The 23,021-nt window shown below is 67.3% G+C and carries 14 protein-coding genes and 2 pseudogenes; 5 read left to right on the forward strand and 11 right to left on the reverse strand.

Annotation, left to right across the window (positions count from 1 at the left end; all coding sequences use genetic code 11):
- Window positions 1-122: 122 nt before the first annotated feature.
- Both ACYVLT_RS26355 and ACYVLT_RS26360 read right to left on the reverse strand, forming a co-directional pair.
- Window positions 123-293, reverse strand: coding sequence for a hypothetical protein (locus tag ACYVLT_RS26355; protein WP_461122889.1), 171 nt, complete (start codon window positions 291-293; stop codon window positions 123-125).
- Between the two features lie 340 nt (window positions 294-633).
- Window positions 634-4,776: a helix-turn-helix domain-containing protein gene (locus tag ACYVLT_RS26360; RefSeq protein WP_461122890.1), complete on the reverse strand. Its 4,143-nt coding sequence runs from the start codon at window positions 4,774-4,776 to the stop codon at window positions 634-636.
- A gap of 32 nt (window positions 4,777-4,808) precedes the next feature.
- On the opposite strand from ACYVLT_RS26360, the gene ACYVLT_RS26365 reads away from it, so the two are divergent.
- On the forward strand, window positions 4,809-5,060 hold the full coding sequence (locus tag ACYVLT_RS26365) for a hypothetical protein (protein WP_461122891.1): 252 nt from the start codon (window positions 4,809-4,811) through the stop codon (window positions 5,058-5,060).
- A 404-nt stretch (window positions 5,061-5,464) separates the two neighbouring features.
- Here the strand turns inward: ACYVLT_RS26365 and ACYVLT_RS26370 are convergent, their stop codons facing one another.
- The gene (locus tag ACYVLT_RS26370) at window positions 5,465-8,704 is read right to left on the reverse strand and encodes a P-loop domain-containing protein (RefSeq protein WP_461122892.1); all 3,240 of its coding nucleotides are present in this window, start codon (window positions 8,702-8,704) and stop codon (window positions 5,465-5,467) included.
- 318 nt (window positions 8,705-9,022) lie between these two features.
- Here ACYVLT_RS26370 and ACYVLT_RS26375 point away from each other — a divergent pair.
- Window positions 9,023-9,202: pseudogene (locus ACYVLT_RS26375) on the forward strand (transposase); the annotation flags it as partial.
- 91 nt (window positions 9,203-9,293) lie between these two features.
- On the opposite strand, the pseudogene ACYVLT_RS26380 reads toward ACYVLT_RS26375, so the two are convergent.
- Window positions 9,294-9,458: pseudogene (locus tag ACYVLT_RS26380) on the reverse strand (rhamnogalacturonan lyase family protein); the annotation flags it as partial.
- An 820-nt stretch (window positions 9,459-10,278) separates the two neighbouring features.
- Here ACYVLT_RS26380 and ACYVLT_RS26385 point away from each other — a divergent pair.
- On the forward strand, window positions 10,279-11,310 hold the full coding sequence (locus tag ACYVLT_RS26385) for a tyrosine-type recombinase/integrase (protein WP_461122893.1): 1,032 nt from the start codon (window positions 10,279-10,281) through the stop codon (window positions 11,308-11,310).
- 424 nt (window positions 11,311-11,734) lie between these two features.
- On the opposite strand, the gene ACYVLT_RS26390 is transcribed toward ACYVLT_RS26385, so the two are convergent.
- Window positions 11,735-12,133 (reverse strand): SsgA family sporulation/cell division regulator, encoded by a 399-nt coding sequence (locus tag ACYVLT_RS26390; RefSeq protein WP_461122894.1) that lies wholly within the window; start codon window positions 12,131-12,133, stop codon window positions 11,735-11,737.
- A gap of 862 nt (window positions 12,134-12,995) precedes the next feature.
- On the opposite strand from ACYVLT_RS26390, the gene ACYVLT_RS26395 reads away from it, so the two are divergent.
- Complete coding sequence (locus ACYVLT_RS26395; RefSeq protein WP_461122895.1) at window positions 12,996-14,237, forward strand: cytochrome P450; 1,242 nt, start codon at window positions 12,996-12,998, stop codon at window positions 14,235-14,237.
- Window positions 14,238-14,288: 51 nt separating this feature from the next.
- On the opposite strand, the gene ACYVLT_RS26400 is transcribed toward ACYVLT_RS26395, so the two are convergent.
- Window positions 14,289-16,646, reverse strand: coding sequence for a helix-turn-helix transcriptional regulator (locus ACYVLT_RS26400; RefSeq protein WP_461122896.1), 2,358 nt, complete (start codon window positions 16,644-16,646; stop codon window positions 14,289-14,291).
- A gap of 668 nt (window positions 16,647-17,314) precedes the next feature.
- Here ACYVLT_RS26400 and ACYVLT_RS26405 point away from each other — a divergent pair.
- A complete protein-coding gene (locus tag ACYVLT_RS26405) occupies window positions 17,315-17,659 on the forward strand; it encodes a helix-turn-helix domain-containing protein (RefSeq protein ID WP_461122897.1) in 345 nt (114 codons plus the stop codon).
- A 334-nt stretch (window positions 17,660-17,993) separates the two neighbouring features.
- Here the strand turns inward: ACYVLT_RS26405 and ACYVLT_RS26410 are convergent, their stop codons facing one another.
- From ACYVLT_RS26410 to ACYVLT_RS26430, 5 genes are read right to left on the reverse strand one after another with little or no spacing between them, the layout of a single operon-like run.
- Window positions 17,994-18,983 carry a hypothetical protein gene (locus tag ACYVLT_RS26410; RefSeq protein ID WP_461122898.1) on the reverse strand — a complete coding sequence of 330 codons (990 nt, stop codon included), beginning with the start codon at window positions 18,981-18,983 and terminating at the stop codon, window positions 17,994-17,996.
- 26 nt (window positions 18,984-19,009) lie between these two features.
- Window positions 19,010-19,714, reverse strand: a complete 705-nt coding sequence (locus ACYVLT_RS26415; protein WP_461122899.1) for a hypothetical protein — start codon at window positions 19,712-19,714, stop codon at window positions 19,010-19,012.
- 26 nt (window positions 19,715-19,740) lie between these two features.
- Window positions 19,741-20,436 carry a hypothetical protein gene (locus tag ACYVLT_RS26420; protein ID WP_461122900.1) on the reverse strand — a complete coding sequence of 232 codons (696 nt, stop codon included), beginning with the start codon at window positions 20,434-20,436 and terminating at the stop codon, window positions 19,741-19,743.
- On the reverse strand, window positions 20,433-21,509 hold the full coding sequence (locus tag ACYVLT_RS26425) for a hypothetical protein (RefSeq protein ID WP_461122901.1): 1,077 nt from the start codon (window positions 21,507-21,509) through the stop codon (window positions 20,433-20,435). The genes ACYVLT_RS26420 and ACYVLT_RS26425 overlap by 4 nt, the downstream gene beginning before the upstream one ends.
- A 37-nt stretch (window positions 21,510-21,546) precedes the next feature.
- Entirely contained in the window at window positions 21,547-22,380 is an 834-nt protein-coding gene (locus ACYVLT_RS26430; protein ID WP_461122902.1) for a YczE/YyaS/YitT family protein, read from the reverse strand.
- Between the last annotated feature and the right edge of the window lie 641 nt (window positions 22,381-23,021).

A 23,021-nucleotide genomic window follows, 5' to 3' on the forward strand; every position in this document is an offset into this window, starting at 1 on the left:
GGTCCTCCGCACGCGTGACCACGAGCTGAGCATGGGCTGGTGCACACGAAACGGCATGCTGCGATCAGCGGCGAGCTGTCCGAGGGTCCGCCACCGGTGTCCGGTCGGTTCGCACGCCACCGTCACCCCGCCGCCGAGGCACGCTGCGCGGCCCAGTCCAGCGCGGTCCCGAGGTTCCAGGTGCGGCAGCGAAAGAGCTTGCGCGCCAATACTTTCGAGTCGTGGTCGGTCACTACAACCATCTGCTTGGCATCGGCCGGGCCGATGCCAACAATCGCGTTGCCGACCGGCACCAGCGCCCGGAGGCGGGTCAGGCGGGCGCGTTGCGGTTGCGATCACCCCGGGGACATGCCGCTACCGTTTGCCCACGAACGTTTTCCTTCGGTGGAGATCATGTGCCTGGACTGCCCGAGGCGCTCGCCGGGGCGGGCGTGCAGCGTTCCGGCGGGTCGAACTGAGGTGACGGCAGGAAGCGTCGGGTCTGGTCACTGATCCGATCGGCCACCTCGACATCGACCTGAACCGGTTGACCGGCTGATCGCCGACTCGGACGTAGCCGGAACTGGCACCTGTCGCGCTGTGCCTGGCTGACTGATTTCGTGGTCGGCCTTTCCAGCTGGCTTTCCCGAGCGCCTACCAGGTACGCCTGTCGCTCAACCGCTCATCCCGGTCGAGCTGCCATCTGATCTGGGATTCGGCTGCCGAGACCAGCGACGTATAGAACCGGTGTTCGATGGAGCCGGGGGACAAACTTGCGGCGACCTGAGTTGCCTCGTCTCGCTGTTCGACGTCCTCTGGGAACGGTTTGCCCGGTGTGCCGACGCGCATGCCGCGGACCGTAGCCGAGTGGAGCGCACCACCGATGGCTTTGACGCAATCCTCGTCGTACCGCTCGGCGATCTCCAAGGCTTCGATCACGAACGCGGTCCTAGTCCAGGCGAAGTCGCGTGGTGCCTCACTCAGTGCGATGCCGGCGGCCAGCACGTGCGCCCGACTGCCGGATCGGAGTGCATCGGACAGAATCTTCAGAACCGGGTCGTGAAAACCTCCGGCGACTGCGGCGAAGATCCGCGAGCCCATGCGTTCGCGGATCCAGGATTCGGGGTGCTCGGAGATCCAGGCCAGGACGCGACGCAGGTGCTGTTCGAAGTGCGTGCTGTCGGTGAAGCGAAACGGCGTGTGCCACCGGAACGGCAGGGGTTCGTAGCGGGAGGTGTGGTCGCTGCGTTCATAGGCTTCGACGCGGCGGATGAGCAGCTCAAGCACCTCTCCGGAGTGCTCGGCCGACATCTCGGTCAGCAGCGTGGTGATGTGGTAATCGTCCAGGGACGGGCAATCGTGCAACTGCTCGAATAGATCGGCCCTGTCGGGGCCGGTCAGTTCCCTCCATGACAGGGGCCCGGGTGTGGAGAGCACGGCCGCCACCTCGCTGGCGAGTGCCTTCGAGTCGGCGAACCGGACGCCGGTCACCAGTTGCCTGGCGAGATCCCGGTTTTGTTGTCCCAGCATCCGCGTAGCGGACACGGCGAGCCTGCGTACGTCGGGATCGCCGTGGATGGCGAAGGTGCGGAGTAGTTCCGCTTCGCCGTCGAGCAGGGTGGCACGGTTTCCGCGTCCCCAACTGAAGGCGTACGCGACGGCACGGGCGTTGTGGAGGTCGGGGGTGTCGAGGAGCGCTCGTGCCAGGTTCATCGCCTCGGAGGGCGATGACTCGGTCAAGGCGCCGAGAACGACCGCGACGAGTTCGCGTAGCACGACCGACGGGTCGGAAGCGCCGATGGTGGCAGTGGCGGAGTCCGAGGCGACCCGTTTCACGAGTTCGACACCGACCTCGGGGTGGTTACGCGCCAACGTCCACACGAACGGGACAGGTGTCGCCACGCTGTCCTGGTAGGCGTAGTGATCCGCGACCAACCGCTGAGTAACCTGCTCGACGACCTCGTCGGGTGGCAACCGGTTGCACAGGTCAGCAGCCAGGCTGGTGAAGTAGTCCCGCTGGCGTCGGCTGTGTTCGTAGTAGTCGTCCATGTCCGGCAGAGATGGCCCCCACCCGTCGTGCAGGACGTGGGCCAACTGGTAGTCGACGTCGTTGGGCAGGTCCGCGATCACTGCCCGTGCCGCCGAGTTGGTTTCTGCCTCGGTGTGCTGGGCGTGCCCTGCCAGGGCCTTGCGGACGGCGACCGCAACTACCGGTTCCACACCTTGACCGGTGACCAATTCGGCCATGCGCTCGATGACGTCAAGGAACACCGGTGTCCAGCTGGAGCGTTCGGTGTCGTCGACCGGGCGACCGAGCATTCCGATCGGGTAGCGGATTGCGACTTCCAGGGCTTGGACGCCGCGCACGGCGCGTCGCACGTCGTCGGCACGCGCTTCGGTGAAGGCCAAGTCGACGACACGGTCCCGGATCGGGCGGACCACGTCGGCGATGACCGCGAGGGGGCGCAGGATCAGGGTGAGCCCATCGGTGTGGCGTTCCTCGGCCTCGGTGGCCAGCATCGGTTCCAGGATCGCGAACGGTGAGTACGGGTGCTCGGCGATGTCGTCCTCGCGGAGCCAGCGTTGCACCGCCGTGATCATCCGGTCCTGGAAGGCAGTGGGCTTGTTGGCGGTGTACTCGGCCAGATCGGTCAGCACGCGCATGGGATGCTCCGGGTGCTGGTGCGGCGGCCTGGTGTCCCAGCGCGCCAACCACCACAGCAGGTCGACCGCCTCCTGCAAGTGGTCGAAGTGCAAGGCGATGCGGTGCAGGATGCCGGGAAGCTCCCGAATCAGACCGCCGTCGATCGCGGCGGCCGGCACCCGGTCGACGCGACCGTCGCCCGCCGGACGCCTGAGTGCCGTGCGAACCATGACCATCGCATGGGCCGGTTGGAAGGCCGCGACCTGGCGCACCATTTCGAGGATGCGGTGCCGATGGTGCTCCGTGCCTGCTTCGAACGCGGCAAGGAGGGCGTTCCACAGGACCTCGACCGCCGGACTGCGGCTGCCGCCCCGGTTCCGGGTCTGCCAGTCCACACGGCTGGCGTTGACCATGGCATGAAGCAGCGGCGCGTCCGCGGTGGCCTGGCACACCCGTTCCAGGTAGCCGGTGGAGAGACCGGAGGGACCGTCCACCGCTGCCTCGGCTAGCACCACATCCCCCAGCAGGTCGGGCACGATCCGTATGGATTCGTCGCGACGGATCAGCACTCCCGCCTCCTGCAACGCACGCACGTGCCGCATGACGTGGTCGAACGGCCTGCCGGTCAGTGTCGAGGCAGCCTGCTGGAAGTCGGGCTGGTCGAGTCTGAACGGCTGTAGCGCGGCGATCGCGTGCAGCACCTCTCGCCGCAGTTCGGCATCGACGCCGCCCGGCGTGTCGACCACGACGTCGCGGAACGCGCCCAGGACCTCCTCTCGGATACTCTCGTCGGCTTCCAGGCGCCCTGGATCGAGCATTGCCCTGGCGATCAGGTTGGCGCCGACGACGACCAGCAGCGGGCAGTCCGGAGCAGCTTCCGCCAACCGCCTCGCCGCCCAGGACTCGGTGTCGGCACCCAGAATGGAGCGTGCCAGCGCCTCGGCCTCCGGGATGGTGAGGTCGTTCAGCTCACGTGTTGGGATCTCCGACGGGTGCACGCCGAGCTGTCGGAGATCTGCGAGCAGGGACGTCCGGCCGTAGGGCCGCAACGACAACAGCACCCTGGCTCGCGGCCGAAACCGCCGCACACCGGCGACGATTGTGGCCGTGTCGGTCCGGTCATGGACGTCGTCGACTACGACGACCAGGCCGTCGTCGGGAGGGAGCTGCTCGAAATCACGCATGTCGACGGCGGCGTTCATGGCCAGGAAGCGAACGCTGTTCCCTCCCCGCTCGACGAGTTCGTCGGCCAGGGCACGCATTAGGCGGGTCTTGCCGATTCCTCCCCGGCCGACGACCAACGCGATCGTCTCGCGCCGATCGCGGTCACCGGCCCAGCTCAGCAGGTCGGCCAGCGCGTCGTCCCGGCCGACGAGTTGCCAGACGTGCGAGTAGATGCGGTCCCGGGCGTAGGGCCGGAAGAACTCCTCGGCCGTCAACCACGAACCGGCGGATGCCACTCCCAGGAATGCCTCGCGCCACCCGGGAAAGTAGGTGTCCACCAGCCGAACGGCCGCATCCCGGTCCGGTAGGGACCGCACCGCTGCGGACAGGTCATCGACGTCCCACAGCTCCCATGAGGAGTACTTGCCGATCTCCTGTCGAGCCTGCGGACTGGCGACGCGGGTCAGGAAGATCCGGCAACGGTCGACTTCGAGTATCAGCTTCCCGACGGCTTCGGTGATCTTGACGGGCCCGAACTTCTGTTCACGTTTGCACTGGACTCCGGTCATCGTGCCGTCCGGATGCCGGACGATGACGTCGATCCCGTGCTGGGTGTGGCCTTGACCGCCGTAGCGGTGCACCTCCGAATCCGGGTGCAGAGCGGCGGCTAGATCTGCACTGAACTGCTCGAAGACGTCGGGCGGCAGTTCGTGCAGCGGCAGCTTGCTGAGCAACGGTTTGACCGGCGGCCGCACTCCGACCGGGCCGATCGCCTTCTCGTTCGAACCTGCCGTGCCCCGCAACGGGGCGAAATCGACGGGAAGTTCCTCGGCAAGGCGGGCGACGACTGCATCCTCCGGGCGCGCCAAACCGCGCTCCCAGGCGCTGACGGCCTGTTGACCCACGCCCATCCGTCGTGCGAGATCCCGCTGGGTCCACCCCAGTGCTCCTCGCCCCCGCTTGACGAGGTCGCCGAAATCGTCTTCCATGTACCTCACATTAGCATACGCATGCTGTGCGTATGGATCATGACTGCGACGGCTGGAAGGTCCCGATGCCAACCCCCGACACCAACCAGCCCGACTCATCCGAGCCGACCCCGCTGCTCGGACTGCGCGCTGCGCTGATTCTTACGCTCGCGGCGCTCAGCGGCATCGGCACCGGCGTGCTCGTCGCCTTCGCGGGTTACCATCCCGCCGAGGCGGTCCTCGGCGGCTGCGGCGCCACCGCTGCGGCAGCCGCTCTGTTCAACTGGGTCATCGCCCGACGCTGACCGCCGGAAACCTACGCCACGCACGGATCACGTCGCAGCGGGACGACAGAGGCTGGGCACCGTGGTGGATTCGGCGAGCGACTCGGCTATCTCCGAACAGGTAGGAACCGCGCGGACAGTGCTTGTCATCCGCAGTGAGTAGCGGTCATGTCCGCGAGCAGCGGAATCCTCTATCGTGATCCGCTCGCGCCCTCCGCCACTTCAGTCGCCAGCAGGACCACGCACAGCGAGCCGATCAACGCCGCCGCGGCTGCTGCCCGTGCCTGGCCGTCGTGACGGTGCACTCGACAGAATTTTGGAGCGATCCTCACGGCATCTGCCCAGTCTGGATGCAGCGGCTGGCTGAACCCGTCGGTGCGTTCCGGTGAGTGATGGTCGGGCGGCGCGGGCGAGGAGGAGCGGTTTCACCGCAATGCCGCTGTCACCTCGTCGCTCAGGATTTCGAGCAGGCTCGTGCGGTCGGGTAGAGCGGCCAGGGGGATGAGGGTCGACCAGTGGTCGCGGACCGTGAGCTCGATCATCAGCGCGGTGATCTTCTCCGGGTCGACCAGGCCGTCCAGACCGGCCAGCACTCTTGCCGTGTACGCGGGGTCGGCTATCGATTGCGTCAGGCTCTCCGCGTAGTCGACCTCGCCCTGCTCGACGCGCAGGCGGACGAGCTCCGCTATGGCTTCGGCTCTCATGTGGGTGTTCGGTATCCCGCTCGCCAACCGCTGCGCTTCCCCCAGGTTTCCGGCAGCGACCGCGGAGCGGAAGTTGAACAGCATGACCTCTTTGGTGAATCCACTGTCCCAGCCGCTCGTCTGGGGCGAGAAGCCGTCGTCCACTTTCCCCTCCCAGGCCCCTTCCAGTGCCTTCTGCATGCGGTGCCTAGTCGGTCGGTCATCGATGCTGCCGATCGCCCGGCGAGCGTCGGCTGCGGCGGATTCCGCGTGGCTGTCGCCCGCCAGGACCGCGAGGTGGGTGACCTTGACGAACGTCCCGGCCGCCACGGTTGATCCTTTGATCAACCGGGCGACCGCCTCCGCGCGGGTGAAGTCGCCGATGTTCGCCAAACTGAGGGTGAGGTCGCTCAGTGCTTCGTCGTCCTCGCCCCGGCCGGCGGTGCGCGCCGTGGCTTCGGCCTCCCCGGCCAGCTGCCGGGCGCGGTCCGGGTGTCCGGTCGAGAGCGTGACCTCGGCCAGGCGGATGAGGGCCGCTGCCCTCGGGGTCGGCGGGAATTGGTCGACGCGGAGGTCGTCGACGCGCGCCGACAGCGTGGTCGACCATTCCTCGGAACCTGCGGTGACGTCCGCCAGGGCGGCCAACTCGTCGAGGTCGCGCTGTGTTCGCAGAACGGGGTTGAGCATCCTCGGGTTGTCCGGCACGGTCATCTCCAGGTCTGCCGCGGCATCGGTGACGCGGAAGGTCGTCCAGACGCGCACGTCCCGGTCGGCGATGTGCCGGACTGCGGCTTCGGCGAGGTCTGTCAGGGAGCGTGCGCGGTCGAGGTCCCCGGCGGCGGCCACGGCCGGCGCGAGCACGATGAGACGCGCTGCCCGGTCGGCAGGGGACCGGGTGGCGCAGGCGAGCGCGACGGCGCGGTCGAGGTCGCCGGAACCCTGCGAGGAGTTCAACGGCAGCAGGGCGCGGGACCGCGATGCGGGATCGGAGAGGGTGCGGGCGAGTGCTCGTGCGCCGGTGCGATCACCGTTCATCGAGGCGATGCGGACGAGTGATGTCGCGAGGCGGAGGTGGAGGTTGCCGTCGACCAGGCGGTGCAGCAGTGGCAGGGCCTCGTCGACGCTCCCCATGGCGACGGCCATGCGGGCCCGTGCGGCGATCACGCGGTCCCGGGCGATCCGGTTGTTCACGAACCCGGTGGCCAGTTCGGCCAGGTCGGGGAGACCGGCGGCGGTGGCCGACCGGGCGAACGACGCCGCTGCGCCGACCTTCGTCTCGGGGGAGGCATCGGCTCTCAGGATGCTTTCGGCGAGGGAGAAGTCGCCGGTGGCGGCGATCATCGGGATCAGGGAGTGCCACGCCCGCTCACGCCGGTCGGTATCGCCCGTGCGAGCGATGAGCTCACCTGCGCGACTCACATCGCCGGTGCCGGCCACGAGCCGGCCGAAGCTCGTCCACGCCACATCTCGGCAGCGCTCGTCGTGGATCGTGTCGGCGAGGTCTTCGACGCGGTCGAGCAGGCGGGAACGGGTCTCCACGGCGGTCGGCTCGGTGTCGCGCACCAGTTCGACGAGCGCGCGGACCCGGTGTTCGGGATCCGTGACGGCCTTCGCCAGGGCCAAGCCCCGCAGCGGCTCGCCGAGCCTGGCCAGCAGGCGCGGCAGCATCACCGGGATCAGCTCGTTCCGCGCCTCGATCCGCACCCGGTGGACGGCCAGGCGCACCAGGTCCGCCAAGTTCGGTTCCGGTTGCTTGAGCAGGACGTCCCTCGTGGTGGTTATCTCCGTCATCGCTGCGGCGTCCCCGCCCGATGTCCGCAGCATGTGATCGTGGCGAGCCGCATCGGTCGCGCACCAGGTCATCACCGCGTCGGCACCTGCCTCCCTGGCCATGCCGAAGTACGGTTGGAACAGGTAGCGGGGTGTGTCGTCCGGCCATCCCCTGGCGTGGTAGCGCCGTGCCCATTCGTGCAACCGGGTGCGGTAGTGGTCAACCCGATCCGGTCCCAGGTCGTTTATCGCGGTCCGCTGGAGCTCGCTGTGCGCCAGCACGTAGGCGGCGTCCGGGTCGAGACATTCTCCGGAGTCCGGGGCGAAGCTGCGCCCGGTGACCGTTCGCAGGTGCCGATCCACCTCGCGCTGGGATTTCCCCGTGAGTTCGGTGAGGTCGCGCCCGGTCAGGCCGCCGATGGCCGATGCGAGCAGGCCGAGCAGGTCCTGCTGGGTCCGGTTGCCGTTGAGCAACCGGTCGAGTTCGCGTTCGAGGTCGACCCGGATCGTGGCCGCCTCGGACGAGGGTTCGAGCCGGCGGACGATCGACCCGTCGTGCAGGGGGTGCTCCGGCGGCACGTCGGCGGGAACCGGTGGGTTCAGCCGGCCCGACATCACGACCCGCATCCCCGCTGGCGGTTTCCGCGGCAGCAGTGCCGCGATGCTGTGCGCATCGCCGTCGGCGGTCACGCCTTGGTCCTCGTCCAGCCCGTCGACGACCAGGACCAGGCGCTCGCCCTGCCGGGCGCACCTCCCAGCGGCGTCCGCGAGGGTCGTCATGAAGTGGATGTCGCGCGTCGAATCGGTGAGTAGGTCGGCCCTGGACTCGCCGAGGATGGCGAGCAGCTGTTCCATCAGGTTGTCCACGAAGCCGATCCGGTGGGACTGGTGGGCGAACCTCGCGGTGATGAAGAACGACACCACTCGAACGCGTTCCGGCGGGTGCAGGGCAAACCAGGCCAGTAGCGCGGACTTCCCGGCCCAGGCGTTCGCACGCCACCACAGGTAGTCCGGACCGGTCTCCCGGGTGCAGAACTCAGCCATCTCCCGGAGTTCGCGTTCCCGACCGATCAGGTCGTTCGGGGCGATCCGCAGCACCTGCTGCCGGTAGTCCGCAGAATTGCGGGGGAGTGGGGCGCCGACCTTGACCTCGACGTGGTCGACGCGCAAGTCCCGGAACTGGGTGAGGTCGCCCTCCGTGGTCCCAGTCATCACGTTGTCCGTGCGCGATCCCGACGCGAACCGACCGTTCAACCACTTCAGCAGTCCGTCGGCCATCGCCTGGTCCGCCCTTCGTCGTCGCGCCAGCCCGATCCGCGGCGCTCACCACGTCGCGCGTGTCGACCCGATTATCCGTACGATCCATCGCGGCGGTAACCCTCGTCGAACGCCGACACCCATGTGGTGAATCCCGGTAAACGACTCGAGGCTGCCGGTCGACGTCGACGGGGTCCGGTTCCACCCCTGCCCGCTCAGACGAAGTCGTCCTGGTCCTCGATGCCGCGTCTGCCGCTGCCCGAGCAGTCGGTCCCGCAGGTGATCGGCGTGGACGATTTCGCCCGGCGCCGCCGCCACCGCTACGCAACGATCGTCATCGACGCCCGCACCGGCCACCGTGTCGCGGTCCTGCCCGGCCGCGACGCCGCCGTCCTGGAGACCTGGCTGCGCGAGCATCCCGGTGTCGAGATCGTGTGTCGGGACGGCTCATCGTAGACCTGGAACTGGGTGTATTGGGCGCCGGACCGGATGGGATGTTGCGGCCCAGGTCGATGCGCCACAGTCGGGTGCCGTTGAGCCGGTAGGCGTCAATGTAAGTGTTGCCCGTAACACCGGAGTGGGCATTGGCCTTGGCGTTGTCCTGGTACCACCTCAGGAAGATTTCGTACTGGCCGTCACTGTCGACGGCGACCACGCTGGCGTCGTTCGCACTGTAGGTGCTTGCCGGCAGCTGGATCGGTACGTTCATGTGCGATTCGTCCCGCACGGCCGTCACGATCACCGCAGTCGGCACAGTTCACGGGCCAACGTCGTGGCGAACACGGCTGCCTTGTCCGGACACCAAGGCGGCCACCACGTGACCCCACCAGCGAGCCCGAGGCAGGGCCGGCAGGTCGTCGGCGGCGAGACTGGTGGATCTCGTGGAACTCTTGTGGATGCCTTTGTTCCAATGCTTGAAATGTTAGCGATCGGCTGGTGACTGGGTTACCCTGGCGAACGTATTCGAGGGCGTTCGTCGATGACAGGAGGGTTATTGAAACTGCCACCGGTGAGTGTTGGAGTGCGGGGCGGGCGGGCTGCAGCAGGATCTGCGCGGGCTGCCGAAGAGTTAGTAATAGAATCGCTAGCCCTGCCTGTGGTCGACGCGATTGCGGTGGGTGGAAGAATAAGCAAGTTCAACCTCGGAGAGCTCCACACTCTGGTGGGCAGGGCGGAGTTGCAGTTTGCTTTTGGTCTGGTAGATGATCGTGGAAGAGTGGCAAGTCGGCCGATCCTGACCAGTCTCGGATGGGATCATCGAACGTTGTTGGTCCCCGCGCTCGGCCGGAACTTCGTGGTCGCCCATGCGGCGGTAGGGGGTCAGCCGCTCGTTGACCGACGCATGCGCGTTGCGCTACCACAGGCCATGCTGCGCCTGTGTGGCCTAAGAGTCGGGCAACGGGTACTCATGGTGGCCACGGGGCTCGATGGCGTACTCGTTGTGCACCCTTCAGTGAATATTGCGCAAATGATCCGGAGTTTTCACGATCCGGACTCGGGTGCCGCGTCACCGGATGGTTTAGGTGTCGATGGCAACCAAAGCTGATATCGATGTGGCGCGTGCGCTGATTGCGCACATGGGAATTGCGCCGGAAGAGTTGTTCGCTGGGTATGCGAGCGATCGTCCGCCGATGCCTACTTTCGCGGAATTCCTTCCGGTGGTCGAGCGGACGGTTTCGGTTGGCACTCGTCGCTGTTACGGTTCGTATTGGAAGAAGGTCTTGGCGGTATGGTCGGACCGGAGGTTGGACGAGCCGCTTCCGTCGGAGATCGCGGATCTGGCTGAACAAGTCAAGATCAAGGCTGTCACGCGGCGCTCGGGCCGGGGCGGCGTAAGTGCTGCCGAGCATCTTATCGGTGCATTGCGATGCCTTTACAGAGTCGCGGTCGACGACGGACTGATAGCCGCTGCCGACGATCCCTCCCGGAAGGTGACGAAGCCGAAGAGGCTGCCGTCAAGGCGCCGCGGCCTGGAGAACGAACTGGTTGATCGGATCACCGAGGCGGCTGCCACGACGGGCAACGATCCGGCGCTGGACGCGTTGCTGATCCGGTTCCACGTCGAGACCGCTGCGCGCCGCGGAGGTGCTCTGGCACTGACACTGGACGACTTGGACCAAGAGCAGTGTCTGGTGCAGTTGCATGAGAAGGGCGGAACCAGTCGCTGGCAGCCGGTGTCGCCGACGTTGATGACACACTTGGTCGACCACGCGCACCTGAGGGGCGCGCAGGACGGCAGTAGTCCGGTGCTGCGCTATCACAACGGCGATCCGCTGACCTACAGGCGTTATGACGGCCTGTGGCGGCGTATAGGTCAACACGTGGAGCCAGTGTACAAGCAGGGCATTTCGACGCACTGGCTGCGGTACACCACCTTAAAGTGGGTAAGGCGCAACTTCGGCTACGCCGTCGCGCAGGCGTTCGCAGGGCATGCCGACAGCGCCTCGGACCACCACGGTGCGACAGCTATCTACGTTCGAGCAGGCATTGACGAGGTCGCTGCCGCACTGTCGGCGTTGACCGGTGAACCGCACCCTCTTGCTGGCGGTACTAGGCTGTGACGGCCGATTGCGTTCTGGGCGGCCATGGTGACAATATCGGAGGCGTGTTACTGGTCGCGGCGTTGGGCTGATCACAGCCGTTGATTGGCGAACAGCGCCCCTTTCATACCCAGCAGCGTTCGGTTCCGCTGTTCGTCCTTCGGTGCGTTGTTCATGCCGACTCGTGATCCCACCACGCACTTCGACGGGAGGCGGCGTCAGGAGATGATGTCCGTTGTCGATCATCCTGTGAGAGTGAACCTCGGGATGGTGCGAATCCACACACGGCTCGGACGTCGCTGCGGTTCTCGCACGGCAGGCCTATGGGTGGAGCGGTCTACATGCTGCTGCTCCACCGGTGTTTCGCTCTGTCGATGGTGGACTCTGCAGTGCATCCCGTGCCTTGTTGCATCCTGTCGGTCAGGCATCGATTGAAGGGGTCAGGTCAGTGTAGTAGCTGCTCAACGTCGAGTTCGACTTGTTCATGACCGCGAGGAACAAGTGTGAATGTGTCGTCGAGAAATGAAGCCAGCTTGGCGGCACCGAGGACGACCTCAGTTTGTTCGCGCCGTTCAGCGCGTGTGATCTTGGTGATCTTCACGGTTTGGTGGTTGACGCGGGTGATCAGCATGTCGAGTTCACCTGTAACTGTGCCGTCCGTGTTGCACTTGAGTGCCTGGGCGAGCAGGTCACGTTCGCAGACCCATTCAAGCCAGTGTTTGCCGTGCCAATTCCAGACGTACAGTAAGATGGTGTATGGATCGGCTTGGTCGTAGGCCAGTCGAACCTTCACGCCGGTCAGGCCTATCGCACCGGTGGTCTCAATGACTAGCGGTCTGCTCATGGAAACGGTCCCCCTGGTTTGTTGTATGACAGTGGTGGAGCGGCTCGGCAGGCTCGTGGGTTGCCCCACCACACCGCGGCCCAGGCGAGGTGCTTAGCGGTGCGGGTGCGCCGGAGTCTGTGGTCAGTAGCGCCGGTCCCTGCTGGGATCGCGACGCTCGACCATGACGAGGGTGGGTTCGGACGAGCGGATCACGGTGCTCCTGGGTCGGTACTGCGCTTCCTGCGTCGGTGGAGTTGCTCGCGGTGCTGGGTTAGGCATAGCGGGTCTCAGGTGGAGGTTCCCAACCGTGGGACCATCGCGTCCGGTGACCATCCGCACTCCCTTGTTCGTCGTGCCTACCCATCGGGGGAGCGCCGCGCCGTCGCGGTGTCCGGTACGAAGGCTGCGACGACGGCCCTGCGTGGCGCCGCGCAAACGTTGGTTGCGTGCCGGATCCGGCAGCGCCGGTCGTTCTGACCCCGGATGGGTCCACGGGCATGTCCCCAGGTCCGAGATCAGCTTCGTGACTCGGAGCGAGCTCGACATCGCATCAAACCCGGAGACCAATTGTGAACCGCATCGATGCGGAGAAGCCTAAGCTGGTTGGGTTGCACTAGGTAATGGCCCTATCACTGTCGGCATCGCCCTGGGGCCGAATGGAGGAGACCCTGACTCGCATGTCGGTCCGGACGACGACTCGACGAGCGACAACACGCGTTGTGACGGCTCAAGTCGCCTGCATGTCTTCTGGCCGCGCCGTACCGGGACGACTGGAATCCGCGTGTCGGCACTGATGCGCCGCGGGGCACGGACGCGGCATTGTTGCCGGTGCACCGCGTCGCCGCCCGGACCGCCGAGATTTAGGGGAGAGCCGCAGACCATGACCCGAATCGAGCACGACCAGGTCGACCGCGCCAGGTTGGTCGGCGGTGACTCGACCGGTTACCTGCACCACCAGGTCGAGGATGCCGCGCGCCGAAGCGGACCGGTGCATCTGGCCAGCCAGGCCAACGGTGTGCGGGTCCACGTCCTCACCGTCGGGTTGGAGCAGGCGCGGACGCTGTTGAACAACCATCCGGGCTTGACCAAGGACGGCGCCGGTATCGCCTCCGTGATGAGGGAGCACATGGTCGAGGCGGGGGTGGAGCCGAACGTGACGGCGGTCATCGGCGGAAGCATGATCAACGCCGATCCGCCGGACCACACCCGGCTGCGGCGCCCCGTGGCGGCGGCGCTGACCCCTCGCAGGGTGCAGCAGTTGCGGCAAAACGTCGTCGAGATCACCGGGGCACTGCTCGACGAGGTGGATCCGGACCGGCCGGTCGACATGGTGGCCGCCTTGGCCTTGCCGTTGCCGTTGATGGTGATCTGCGAACTGCTCGGCGTGCCGGCGCAGGACCGCGGCCTGCTGGCCGGGTGGTCTTCGGCGATGATGACCGAAATACCCGAACGGCAGCAGCCCGCCTCGGAGGCGATGGTCGGCTACCTGGCCGCGCTGATCGAGGACAAGCGCGCCAGGCCCGACGAGGCGTTGCTGTCCACGTTGGTGCACACCGGCGGCGAGGACCGACTCGCCCCGGAGGAGGTCCTGACCACCGCGGTGCTGATGGTGCTGGCCGGTCACGAGACGACCACCGCGGCCATCGGCAATACCCTGGCCGCGCTGCTGCACACCGAGCAGTGGTCCGCGGTCGCCGCAAACCCCGAGTCCATCCCCGACGTGGTGCGGGAAAGCCTGCGCTGGGACCCTCCCACCCGCAACATCCCGCACTACCTCGTCCGCGAGCCCATCGACCTGGGCGACGGCGTGACGCTGTCACCGGGCGCACTGGTGATGGTCAACCTCGGCTCGGCCAACCGGGATCCGGAGGCGTTCGGCGCCGACGCGCACCGGTTCCTGCCCTTCCGGCCACGCCCCGCCCGGTCGCACCTGACCTTCGGCCTGGGGTGGCACCGTTGCGTGGGCAGCCCTCTGGCCACGATGGAGACCGAGATCGCGGTACAGGAGGTCCTCTCGCGCTGGCCGCGCTCACGTCCGGCGATCGCGGTGCACGAGATGCCACGCAACCCGTACCTGGTCACCAACGGGTTCGCCGAGGTCGACGTCGTCCTGACCGGGTGAACCGCCTTCGCCGCGCGTCCCCGTAGGGCTGGGCGGGTCGTGAGTTTGACGTCAGTGGTCCTCGCGCCGCTGGATAAGGCGTGTGGCGAGCTCGACGCGGTTAGCCGCGCCCACCTTGTCGCGCATGCTGCGCACGTGGCTTTCCACCGTCCGATGGCTCATGTACAGCTTGTCGGCGATCGCCTTGTTTCCCAGGCCTTGGATCAGCCACTTGGCGACCTCGTTCTCGGTGGCGGTGAGCCTTGGCTCGCTCTCCGTCAACTCGCCGCCTGCGGGCTTGTTCGAGGCAGGCCGGTCGGCCGCAGACTCGTCCTCGTCGTCGGGCGCATCGGCGTACCGGCCGTTGAGTACCAGCGCCACGGCGTCGTCCACGGTGCCCACTCGGACGTCACGGGCTTGCTCGTACTGCTCGGGGGACAGGTGTTGGGCCACTGCGGCCTCGGCGTTCTCCTGCACCAGGGCGAAAACCCTCAGATCACGGGAGAGCTGAATGCCGGTCGCCTGATGCAGGCCGTCGGCCGCGCCCAGCAGTCGGGCCGCGGCGACGGCGGAGCGTCGCCCGCAGCGGGCCAACGCCCAGGCCAGCACAGGAAGGGTGAACAGCGGGGTCCACCGGTCGTTGATCCGCTGCTGACCACGCACACCGTCGAGGAGTACTCGCACGGCCGCGCGCGGCTCGTCGTCGAACCGGACCAGTGCCACCGCCTGACACCAACGGGCCCATGCCATGCCCCATTCGGCGCCCAGCCGCTCGCAGCCGGCCAAGAACTCCTGTGCTGCCCGCCGGCCTTCCTCCGCGTCCTCTACGAGCACCGACCCGATCGTCAGCAGCGTCTCGGTCAGGTGCGCGTCGACCAGAGCATCGGGGCCGTAGGACAGCCACAGGCGATGCGACTGGCGCAGCAAATCCATCCCACTGCGGTCGCCATCGAGCAGGGCGACCTGAGCCCCCTTGATGAACAACAGAGCGGCTACCTGCTCGTCGGTCGGGGCCATCGCCTCGGCATCGGCGATGCGCCTCAGCACCGCCTCGCGGCCTTCCCCCAGGCACAACATCATCCACGCGTCGAGCGCGATCGCGCTCGCCCGCAGCACCGACGCGACCGCCGGGGTGGCCTGCAGGGCGCGGTTGAGCCACAACGACTGTTCTGGCAGACGTCCGGAGTACGTCCACCAGCGAGTCCGAGCCACGTCCACGGCCATCTCCAGGCCCTGCCCGGCGCACGCGGGATCGGCCAGCAGCGCCCCAAGTGCCGCCCGCAGATTGGGCATGTCGACTTCGACGGCGCGCAGTACCTCCATCTCGTTCCCGCCGCGCCACCCTGCGGCATGCCGCGCTGCGACGTGCCGGTAGTGATCGCGGTGCCGCTGCCGGACTGCAGCGGCTGCGTCGGGTAACTCGTGTAGTCGCTGCGCGGCGAACTGCACGACCGGTTCCAACAAGGTGTAGTGGGTGCGGGACGGGGAGGGCACGACGAGCGACCTGTCGACCAAGCCGGCCAAGGCCTCTGCGACTGCGCGCTCGGGCAGCTTCTCGTCGGCGCACACCTGCTCGGCGGCCTCCAGATCGAACGGGCCGGTGAACACTGACAGCGCCGCCAACAGCAGCTGTTCGGCCGGCTCGCACACCCTGTAGCTGGGGCCGATCAGCTCGTTGAGGGCCTGCTGGTGCGGCGATCGGTCGAGCCGGGCGGCGATGGCCTCCGGCGACACTGATCTCATCTGCCCCACCACCAGCTCGATGCCCAGCGGCAGTCCGCCGACACTGCGCAGGATCAGTCGCACCGCAGGCCAGTTCTGCTCCGTCAGGCTCCACCCGGGCACTCCCGCGTGTGCGCGTTCGACCAGTAGCTGAACCGCCTCCACCTTCGGATTCAGCGGCCCGTCCTCGTCGGGCAGCTCCAGCGGCGGCACCATGATCAGCATTTCGCCGATCAGACCGAGCAACTCGCGGCTGGTGGCCAGCACCCGCAGCTGAGGCGCCCCGCGCAGCAGCGTGTCCACCAGGCCGCCCACGTCCTCCTTCAGGTGTTCGCAATTGTCCAGGATGAGCAGCATTCGACGGTCGCGCAGGAACGCCATCAGCGATGTCCGCAGATCCCGGGCGGACTGGCTGGGCAGCCGTACCGCCGATGCCACGGCCTGCTCCAGCAACGCGGTGTCCCCGGCAGGCACTCGGCGCAAATCGACGAACGCTCCGCCGTGCTCGTAGGCGGACTGCGCCAGTTTGGCGTATTCCTGGGCCAACCTGGTCTTGCCCACACCAGGACCACCCGAGAGCGTGACAAGTCGGGATCCGCTCATCGCATTCCTCAGATCGGTCAGCTGTCTACGCCTGCCGACGAAGGCGTCCCGCGTCTCGATGCTGCCGTCCTGGTCTGATGCTGCGGCCCCAAACGACGTGCCCATACAGTGCACCGTACGACACCCGACCTGGACTGGGCGGCCGTTCCGCAACGTCGCGGCGGCACCCCGACGAAACGTGACCATTCGCACCAGGGCTCGGCGGTGGTGAGGGCAGCACATCTGCCACCCATTAAAGGCTGTGCGGCTCAATTGGCCCGTTTAACTGCGCTGGCTCGGCCGGAACTTGACAATTGACGATGGTGACTCGACAGTGCTGCGCTGATCGGGTGGAGGGTCCTGCCCCGGTTGGGTGCGTCCGGTGATGAGGCATGTACCGTCGGTAACGATGTGGTTACCCGCTGGTGGACCTGGCGTCTCAAGGTCATCCGCACTTGCGCGGGTTCGAGCTGACTGCGGGGTTCGCCCTGATGCCTGGTGAGGCTGGCAGTCACGATGCTTGTCGGTACACGGCGACTCGGTCACCAAGACCGGGGTCGCACGCGTGAGTGACGTGCAGGTGGCACTGGACAGGCCTTCGATCCTTGTCGCGTGACGGGACCCGGTGGCGACGCCACAACCGTCATCACCAGGTGGGAGCTCCCAGGCATGAACCGGTTCGTGACAAGGGCGAGCGTCGCCACGACGGCATCGTGCGCATGATCGCGCCGAGTTCGTCGCCTGCGAGGTGCATGGCTGCCGCGCGACAGGCCAGGGAGGGGAAGCAGGTGTCGTTGAGCGACGACCGACGGGAACGGGGATCCCTGTGGCCAGACCGTTCCTTGCGAGAACGGTACGTCGAACCACAGGTCTCCGACGGCCCGGCGGATCAAGACACGGCGACGGGTAACGGCAGTCGGTCTTCGGTGCTGGAGCGGGCGTTTCAGATGCTGGAGGTTGTCTCCAACCAGGACCGGCCGATGAACCTGACCGAGATGAGCCTCGCGGTCAAGCTGCCGCTGCCGACGACGCACCGCTTGGCCAAGGCTCTGGTGAGGTTGCGTGCCTTGGAAAGGGATCACGGTCGGTACACGCTGGGGCCTGTGTGGTCGGAGTGGTCGGGTGCCCGGCCGCAGTGAGAACCGTCCGGCTCGTCGGGTTGGAGGATGCCGTTCCACGAGCAGCGAGACACCGGATCAGGGCTGCTGGAGACGGATCGTGGAGGCGACCGGCGCGTTCGTATGCGCCTGTCGTTGTCACGGAAGGTCGTCTCACGGTGTGGGGCGGAGCTGCGGCGGGTTGTCCGGGCAATAGTGTCCGGGACGGTCGCGGCGGGTTCGCGGAAGCTGTACCGGAGGAACCGTCGCTCGGGTGGTCCGCACCGATGATGCGGACCACCCGAGGTTGAGAACGAAGGGCTCCAGCGGACGCTGTGCGCACCAGGTGTCCGTCACGATGGCCCGTCAGGACGTTTCAGCGTTGCAGGACGATCGTGCCCGCGGGGACTTCAGCCAACGCGCCGCGCAGCTCGTCGGGGGTGATGAGGCAGTTCTGGGTGTCGAGGTGGCCCAGCGGCGAGATGGGCGGCAAGCCGGGCACGCTGGTGGCGCCGAGCAGGCTCGTGCAGATGCGTTCACTACTGACCACCAGGGGCAGCCAGATGCGGGTGAGCCACCCACCTCCGGTGGTGCGGGCCGCGATCGCGACGAACGTGCGTGGTTTGCCTGCTGTGGGTGGGGGAGCGGTTGGTGGTGTTCCGTTGGTCGTGACGCGACCGAGCTGGGCGAACACCGCCACACTGCCAGAGACGTGATCGATGTCGACTCTGTGGCCGGTCCGGGACAGCCGCAGCGTGTCGTCGAGATGGATCCAGCCGGTAGGCGTGACGCCGCCGTCGAGCGGGCGGGTCGGCAGCAGCACGCGCACCCAACCCGGTTGGCGTTCGGTGATCGGCACCCATGTCGGGGTGAACACTTGTCTGGGCGGCAGGCGCGCGAACGGCTGCCCGCCGGGTGCGTTGTACACCGCGGTGGCGGCGGTCGGATGGAGTACGTCGGTGCCGGGGTCACCGGTCGGGTCGGGATCGGCCGGTGCGTGCGCCAGGACCTGCCCGACGACCGCGAGCGGTAGCCGGTCGAGGTGATCCTGACTTGGCTGCTGTGGTGGGATCGCGCCAGGCGCCGGTGTCGGTGTGATCGTGGCGGGTACCGAGGTGGTGGGCACCGTGCGGACCAGGGTTGTCGCTGTAGCGGTGACCGTGGCCTGTTCGGCTGACCGTGCGGAGGTGTCGTCCTGGTGGCGCAGCAGCACTACCAGGATCGCCAAGGCGATACTGGCCCCGATCAGCCGCACGGTCGGGCCGTGCGCTGTGAGGATCGTCCGTCGTCGCGAGGGGACCGGCGGCGGCAGGGGCAGTGCGTCAGATGCGCCGGCGGAGATGTCGACGGTGACGTCGCCGGCCAACGTGTGGATGCGGGTCTGCGGCTCGGTCATGGCGCGACTGCCGCGATCTTGTCGGCTACGGTGCGAGCGATCGAGCAGGTGTCGATCTGGGTGAACTTTCCGTTGGTGATGCTGACGCCGCCGGCGCCGTTGGCGAGTCGGATGATCGCGGTGCACATCGCGTTGCCCCTGCGGTCCTGGCCGGGCTTGAGCAATCCCTGTTTGCCGCCGTAGGTGGTGGCGGAGGAGTTGGTGTGGTCGGCGGGGTTGGTCGAGACCTGGTCGGGGCGGGCCCAGACGATGAGTGCGAAGAAGTCGCGGCCGGTGTTGCTGCTGGCGTTTCCCTGTTCGTCGACGGTGACTTCGACGGTGTCGCCGTTGTCGTAGCGACACGCGATCGCGAAGGCATCCCCGTCGCGCGGAGGGCGCAGCGATGGCTTCGCGTCGGCCTTGGTCGGGCGTACCTCGGCGGGAAAGGCGGACCAGCCGATGGAACAGGGGTCGTAGGGGGCGCCGACGCTCGCGGCGTCGACACGCTGGTCGAGGTCGCCCAGGGTGATGGGCGCGTCAGGCTGATCCGATCCCGAGGCTGTCGCCGAGCCGGGAGTTGGAGTCGTCGGGGCGGTTGACGATCCAGCGGTGCTCGATGTGGTGCCGGCCGAGGTCGCGGTGCCGGGGACGGTGGTGGTGCAGGCGGTCAACGTCATCGCTGCCGCGGCGATGACGAGGGCCGCGATGGTGCCGGTGCGCATGGATGGTCTCCGTGTCGGTGGAAGGGTCATCGCGGGTAGAGCGCGCCGAGCAGTGCGCCGGCGAGGTCGTCGCGGAACCCGATGCGGTTGCGGTCGACCGGGGTGTTGGAGGGACGGCCGCGTGGCGGGTGCAGCTCCAACCGGATCAGCAGCACGCCTGGTTTGTCGGCGTCGCCGTGCGGAGCCAGGGTGATCTGCTCGCCGTCGCGTCCGACGCCGTCGGAGTCGGCGGCCAGCCCGGTTGTCATCGCCGGTACTCCGGCGATCTGCACCTGGCGGGTGAGGGCGGAGATGCCCGGATCGGACTGGAATCTGGCCAAGTACTCGCGCAGGGGCGAGGCGCCGAACAGTCCGAGTTTGATCGCGATCTGGTTGTCGGCCGACCACAGTTCGCACCAGGAGGAGTCGTTGACGTAGCGGTAGAAGCCCTCGCTCAGCCACTGCTGCCAGGTCTGGTCGGGTAGTGCGCTGCACAGCATCTGCGAGCTGGCGGCCTCGTCCGCGGCCCACGCCGTGAACAGATGCTCGCCCTTGGCCGGTTCGGTGCGCTGGAACTCGGCGCAGTTGTCCGGGTCTGGCGCGCGGCTGCACACGGCCGGTTGGGAGCTGTCCTGGGTCGATTGCGTATGGGGTCGTGCGGTGCCGTTGATGGTGGTGGTGCAGGCCGACAGCGCCATGATCGCCGCCAGGAGCACGGTGCCGAGCGTGCGGGTGGGGGTCACGGCTTGCCCACCGCGTTCAGGATCTTCTCGACCAGTGCCTGGGACGGTTGTTCGCAGTCGGGGGTGTCGACCTGGATGATCTGGACTGCGGGCAGTGCGTCATCGTCCTGGTGGTCCTCGACGATCGTGGCGTCCGGATCCCACACCGCCACCGTTCGGCACTGCCCGGCACGGGCACCCGTCACCGCCTTGTAACCGGCGATGTCCACGGCCCGGTACTCGTCGGGCGAGATCGTCAGGTTGCGTGCGGGGTCCTCGTCGACCCCGAAGACCACGGTGATCCCACCGGCCCCGGCTTCGCCCTTGGGGTTCGCGGTGCCGGCGGCACCGGGGATGATGCTGCACTCGTAGACCTCGCGCGGCTGGATCTCCGCGTCCGCGCCCACATCGTCGACCACGGCGGTGAGCGCCTGGCATGGATCGCGCAGCGCCAACGGCAGCGCGGGCTGCGTGCGACCGGAACCGTGGCGCGGCAGGTCACGCCACCGGTCTGTGAGCTGCCCGACGTAGTCACGGGCGAAGTCGCACACCGGCCGAACGACGTTGTCGCGGTCGCCGGGGTGGACGTCGAGCACGACCGCGTAGGTGTCGTCCAGCGGGCGGGCCAGCTCGCAGGAGGGCTGCGGCGCACCCTCCTCCTTGACGTAGAACTCCACGCCGCCGACCTGCTCGGGCGCTGCCTCGCGACGGAGCGCGGCGTCGTACTCCTGCGCCGCCCTCAGGTACATCGTCCACGTGGAGTCGAACTCCGACTTGTGCAGCCGCAGGGTGCAACTGTTGAAGCCGTCGTCGCCGGGCATCAGCTCGTCTCCGGTGCTGCCCTCACCGGACGCCTTCTCGGCCGCCGCCGGGTCGTGCAGCGCGCAGGCGTCGATCTCCCGGTAGCGGGAGTACGCCTCGGCCGCCGGGCGCAGGTCCTGAGGTATGGCCGGGTGGACCTCCGCCTGCGTGGAGGGGTTCGGGTCGTGCGTCGGGGTGGGTGTCGACTGGTCGGATGGTGAGCCGGTGCACGCCACTGCCGCGAGCGCCACAGCGCAGAGCAGCAGGACGGCCCGAACAGGGCCGCGCAACATGGATCTCCCTACAGGTGAAGGTAAGCGCGCCGAGAGGTCAGCGCTTGAGGTGATGGGCGAGGTCGACGACCGGTACGCCGTCGAGGGTCTGTGTCGCGGATGTTCGCGAGTAGTCCCGCGTGACGTCGTCGGTCGCTGCGGGGCGAAGGGGTTGTGTAACCAACTCGCGATGGGAATCGCGTGAAGTACACGCCTGGCCGCTGGCGCGGCATGCCTGTCCGTCCTGTGACGACTCGGCGGGCGTGGTGGAGCTCCCGGTCCGGCGCAGCAGGATCGCGATGACCGGTCCGAGCAGACACGCCAACAGCAGCGAGCCAAGACCCACGGTTCCTTCGGTCACCGCGGCGACTGGTCCCAGGGCCAGCCAGCCCGCCAGCAGGCATCCGACATCCGAGACAACCCGGATCACCGCCAGGCGCAACCACGGCCGGCGGCGGTGCAGCTCCAGCATCAGGCCGTCACGCGGAAGTGCACCCATCCCGGCGTCCAGGTACAGGGTGATCCCCAGCGCGAACAGTGTGCCGCCGAGCGGCAACAGCGCCAGGCGCCACACCAGGGTGAAATCCGGCAGCAGGGCCAAGGCCACGTCGCACACGAGCGCCGGAGCCGCCGCGGCGACGACCGTCCCCACACCCGGCCGCACCCGCAGCGGCAGGTAAGCCAGCAGCAGAACCGCCTGAACGGCGAGGAACGCGCCGCCCATCGTCCACCCGGTGTGCCTGCTGATTGCCGCATGCAGGACGTCCAGCGGTAGCAGACCGAGCCGGGCACGCACCAGCAGTGCGATGCCCAACCCCATCGCGACCGTTCCCGCCACCAGGCCGATGAACCGGGCTCCCTGCGCCGTGATCCGACGGCCGGTGCCGGTCATACCTGCACCTGTCCGGCCCTGCATTGCCACGCAACCGCGGCTCGTGGCGCGACCGCACATCGAACGGGCGGACCCACGGAACTCGGCATCGCATTACGCATGGCTGTCCCTTCGATCTCGTTGTTTGAGAACACCGGCTGGCAAGGGGGTGCCGGTCGCGCGCTGAGGACCATAGTCGACTCGAAGTGCTCCAGGGAATGTTTTCATCAGTCGAAACAATGCTTACGACGCGCGTGGCGGAAGATTTCATGTGGTGGAATCGGCTCTTTTCATGCATTGAAAGCATTTCACTTGAGGAAATATCAGGCACAGTCGAGATGGTTGTATTTGTGCAGGTCGGAAGCCAATTGTGTTTAGTTCGAACTTTTTTCGTGACGGGACGCAGGAGTCTGTGTCATTGTTCTGTCGGCAACGGGGTCATCTGTTGCGGCGAAGCTCATGGATGCGGACATGGCCAATGGTCTGTCGCGATGACGCGAAACGTGCCTGCATGGGTCGGTTTGTTCGCGATTGACGGGTTGATTGCTCGTGGACTGTCAGAGGACGGCTGTCGCACGAAGTCCGACCAAGCGGTTGTACGCAGCCCTGCTGACGGGTGGATAACAGGGGGAACAAGGTGGAGACACGTCGTGCACGATGGC

This window comes from Saccharothrix stipae, from assembly GCF_054781895.1.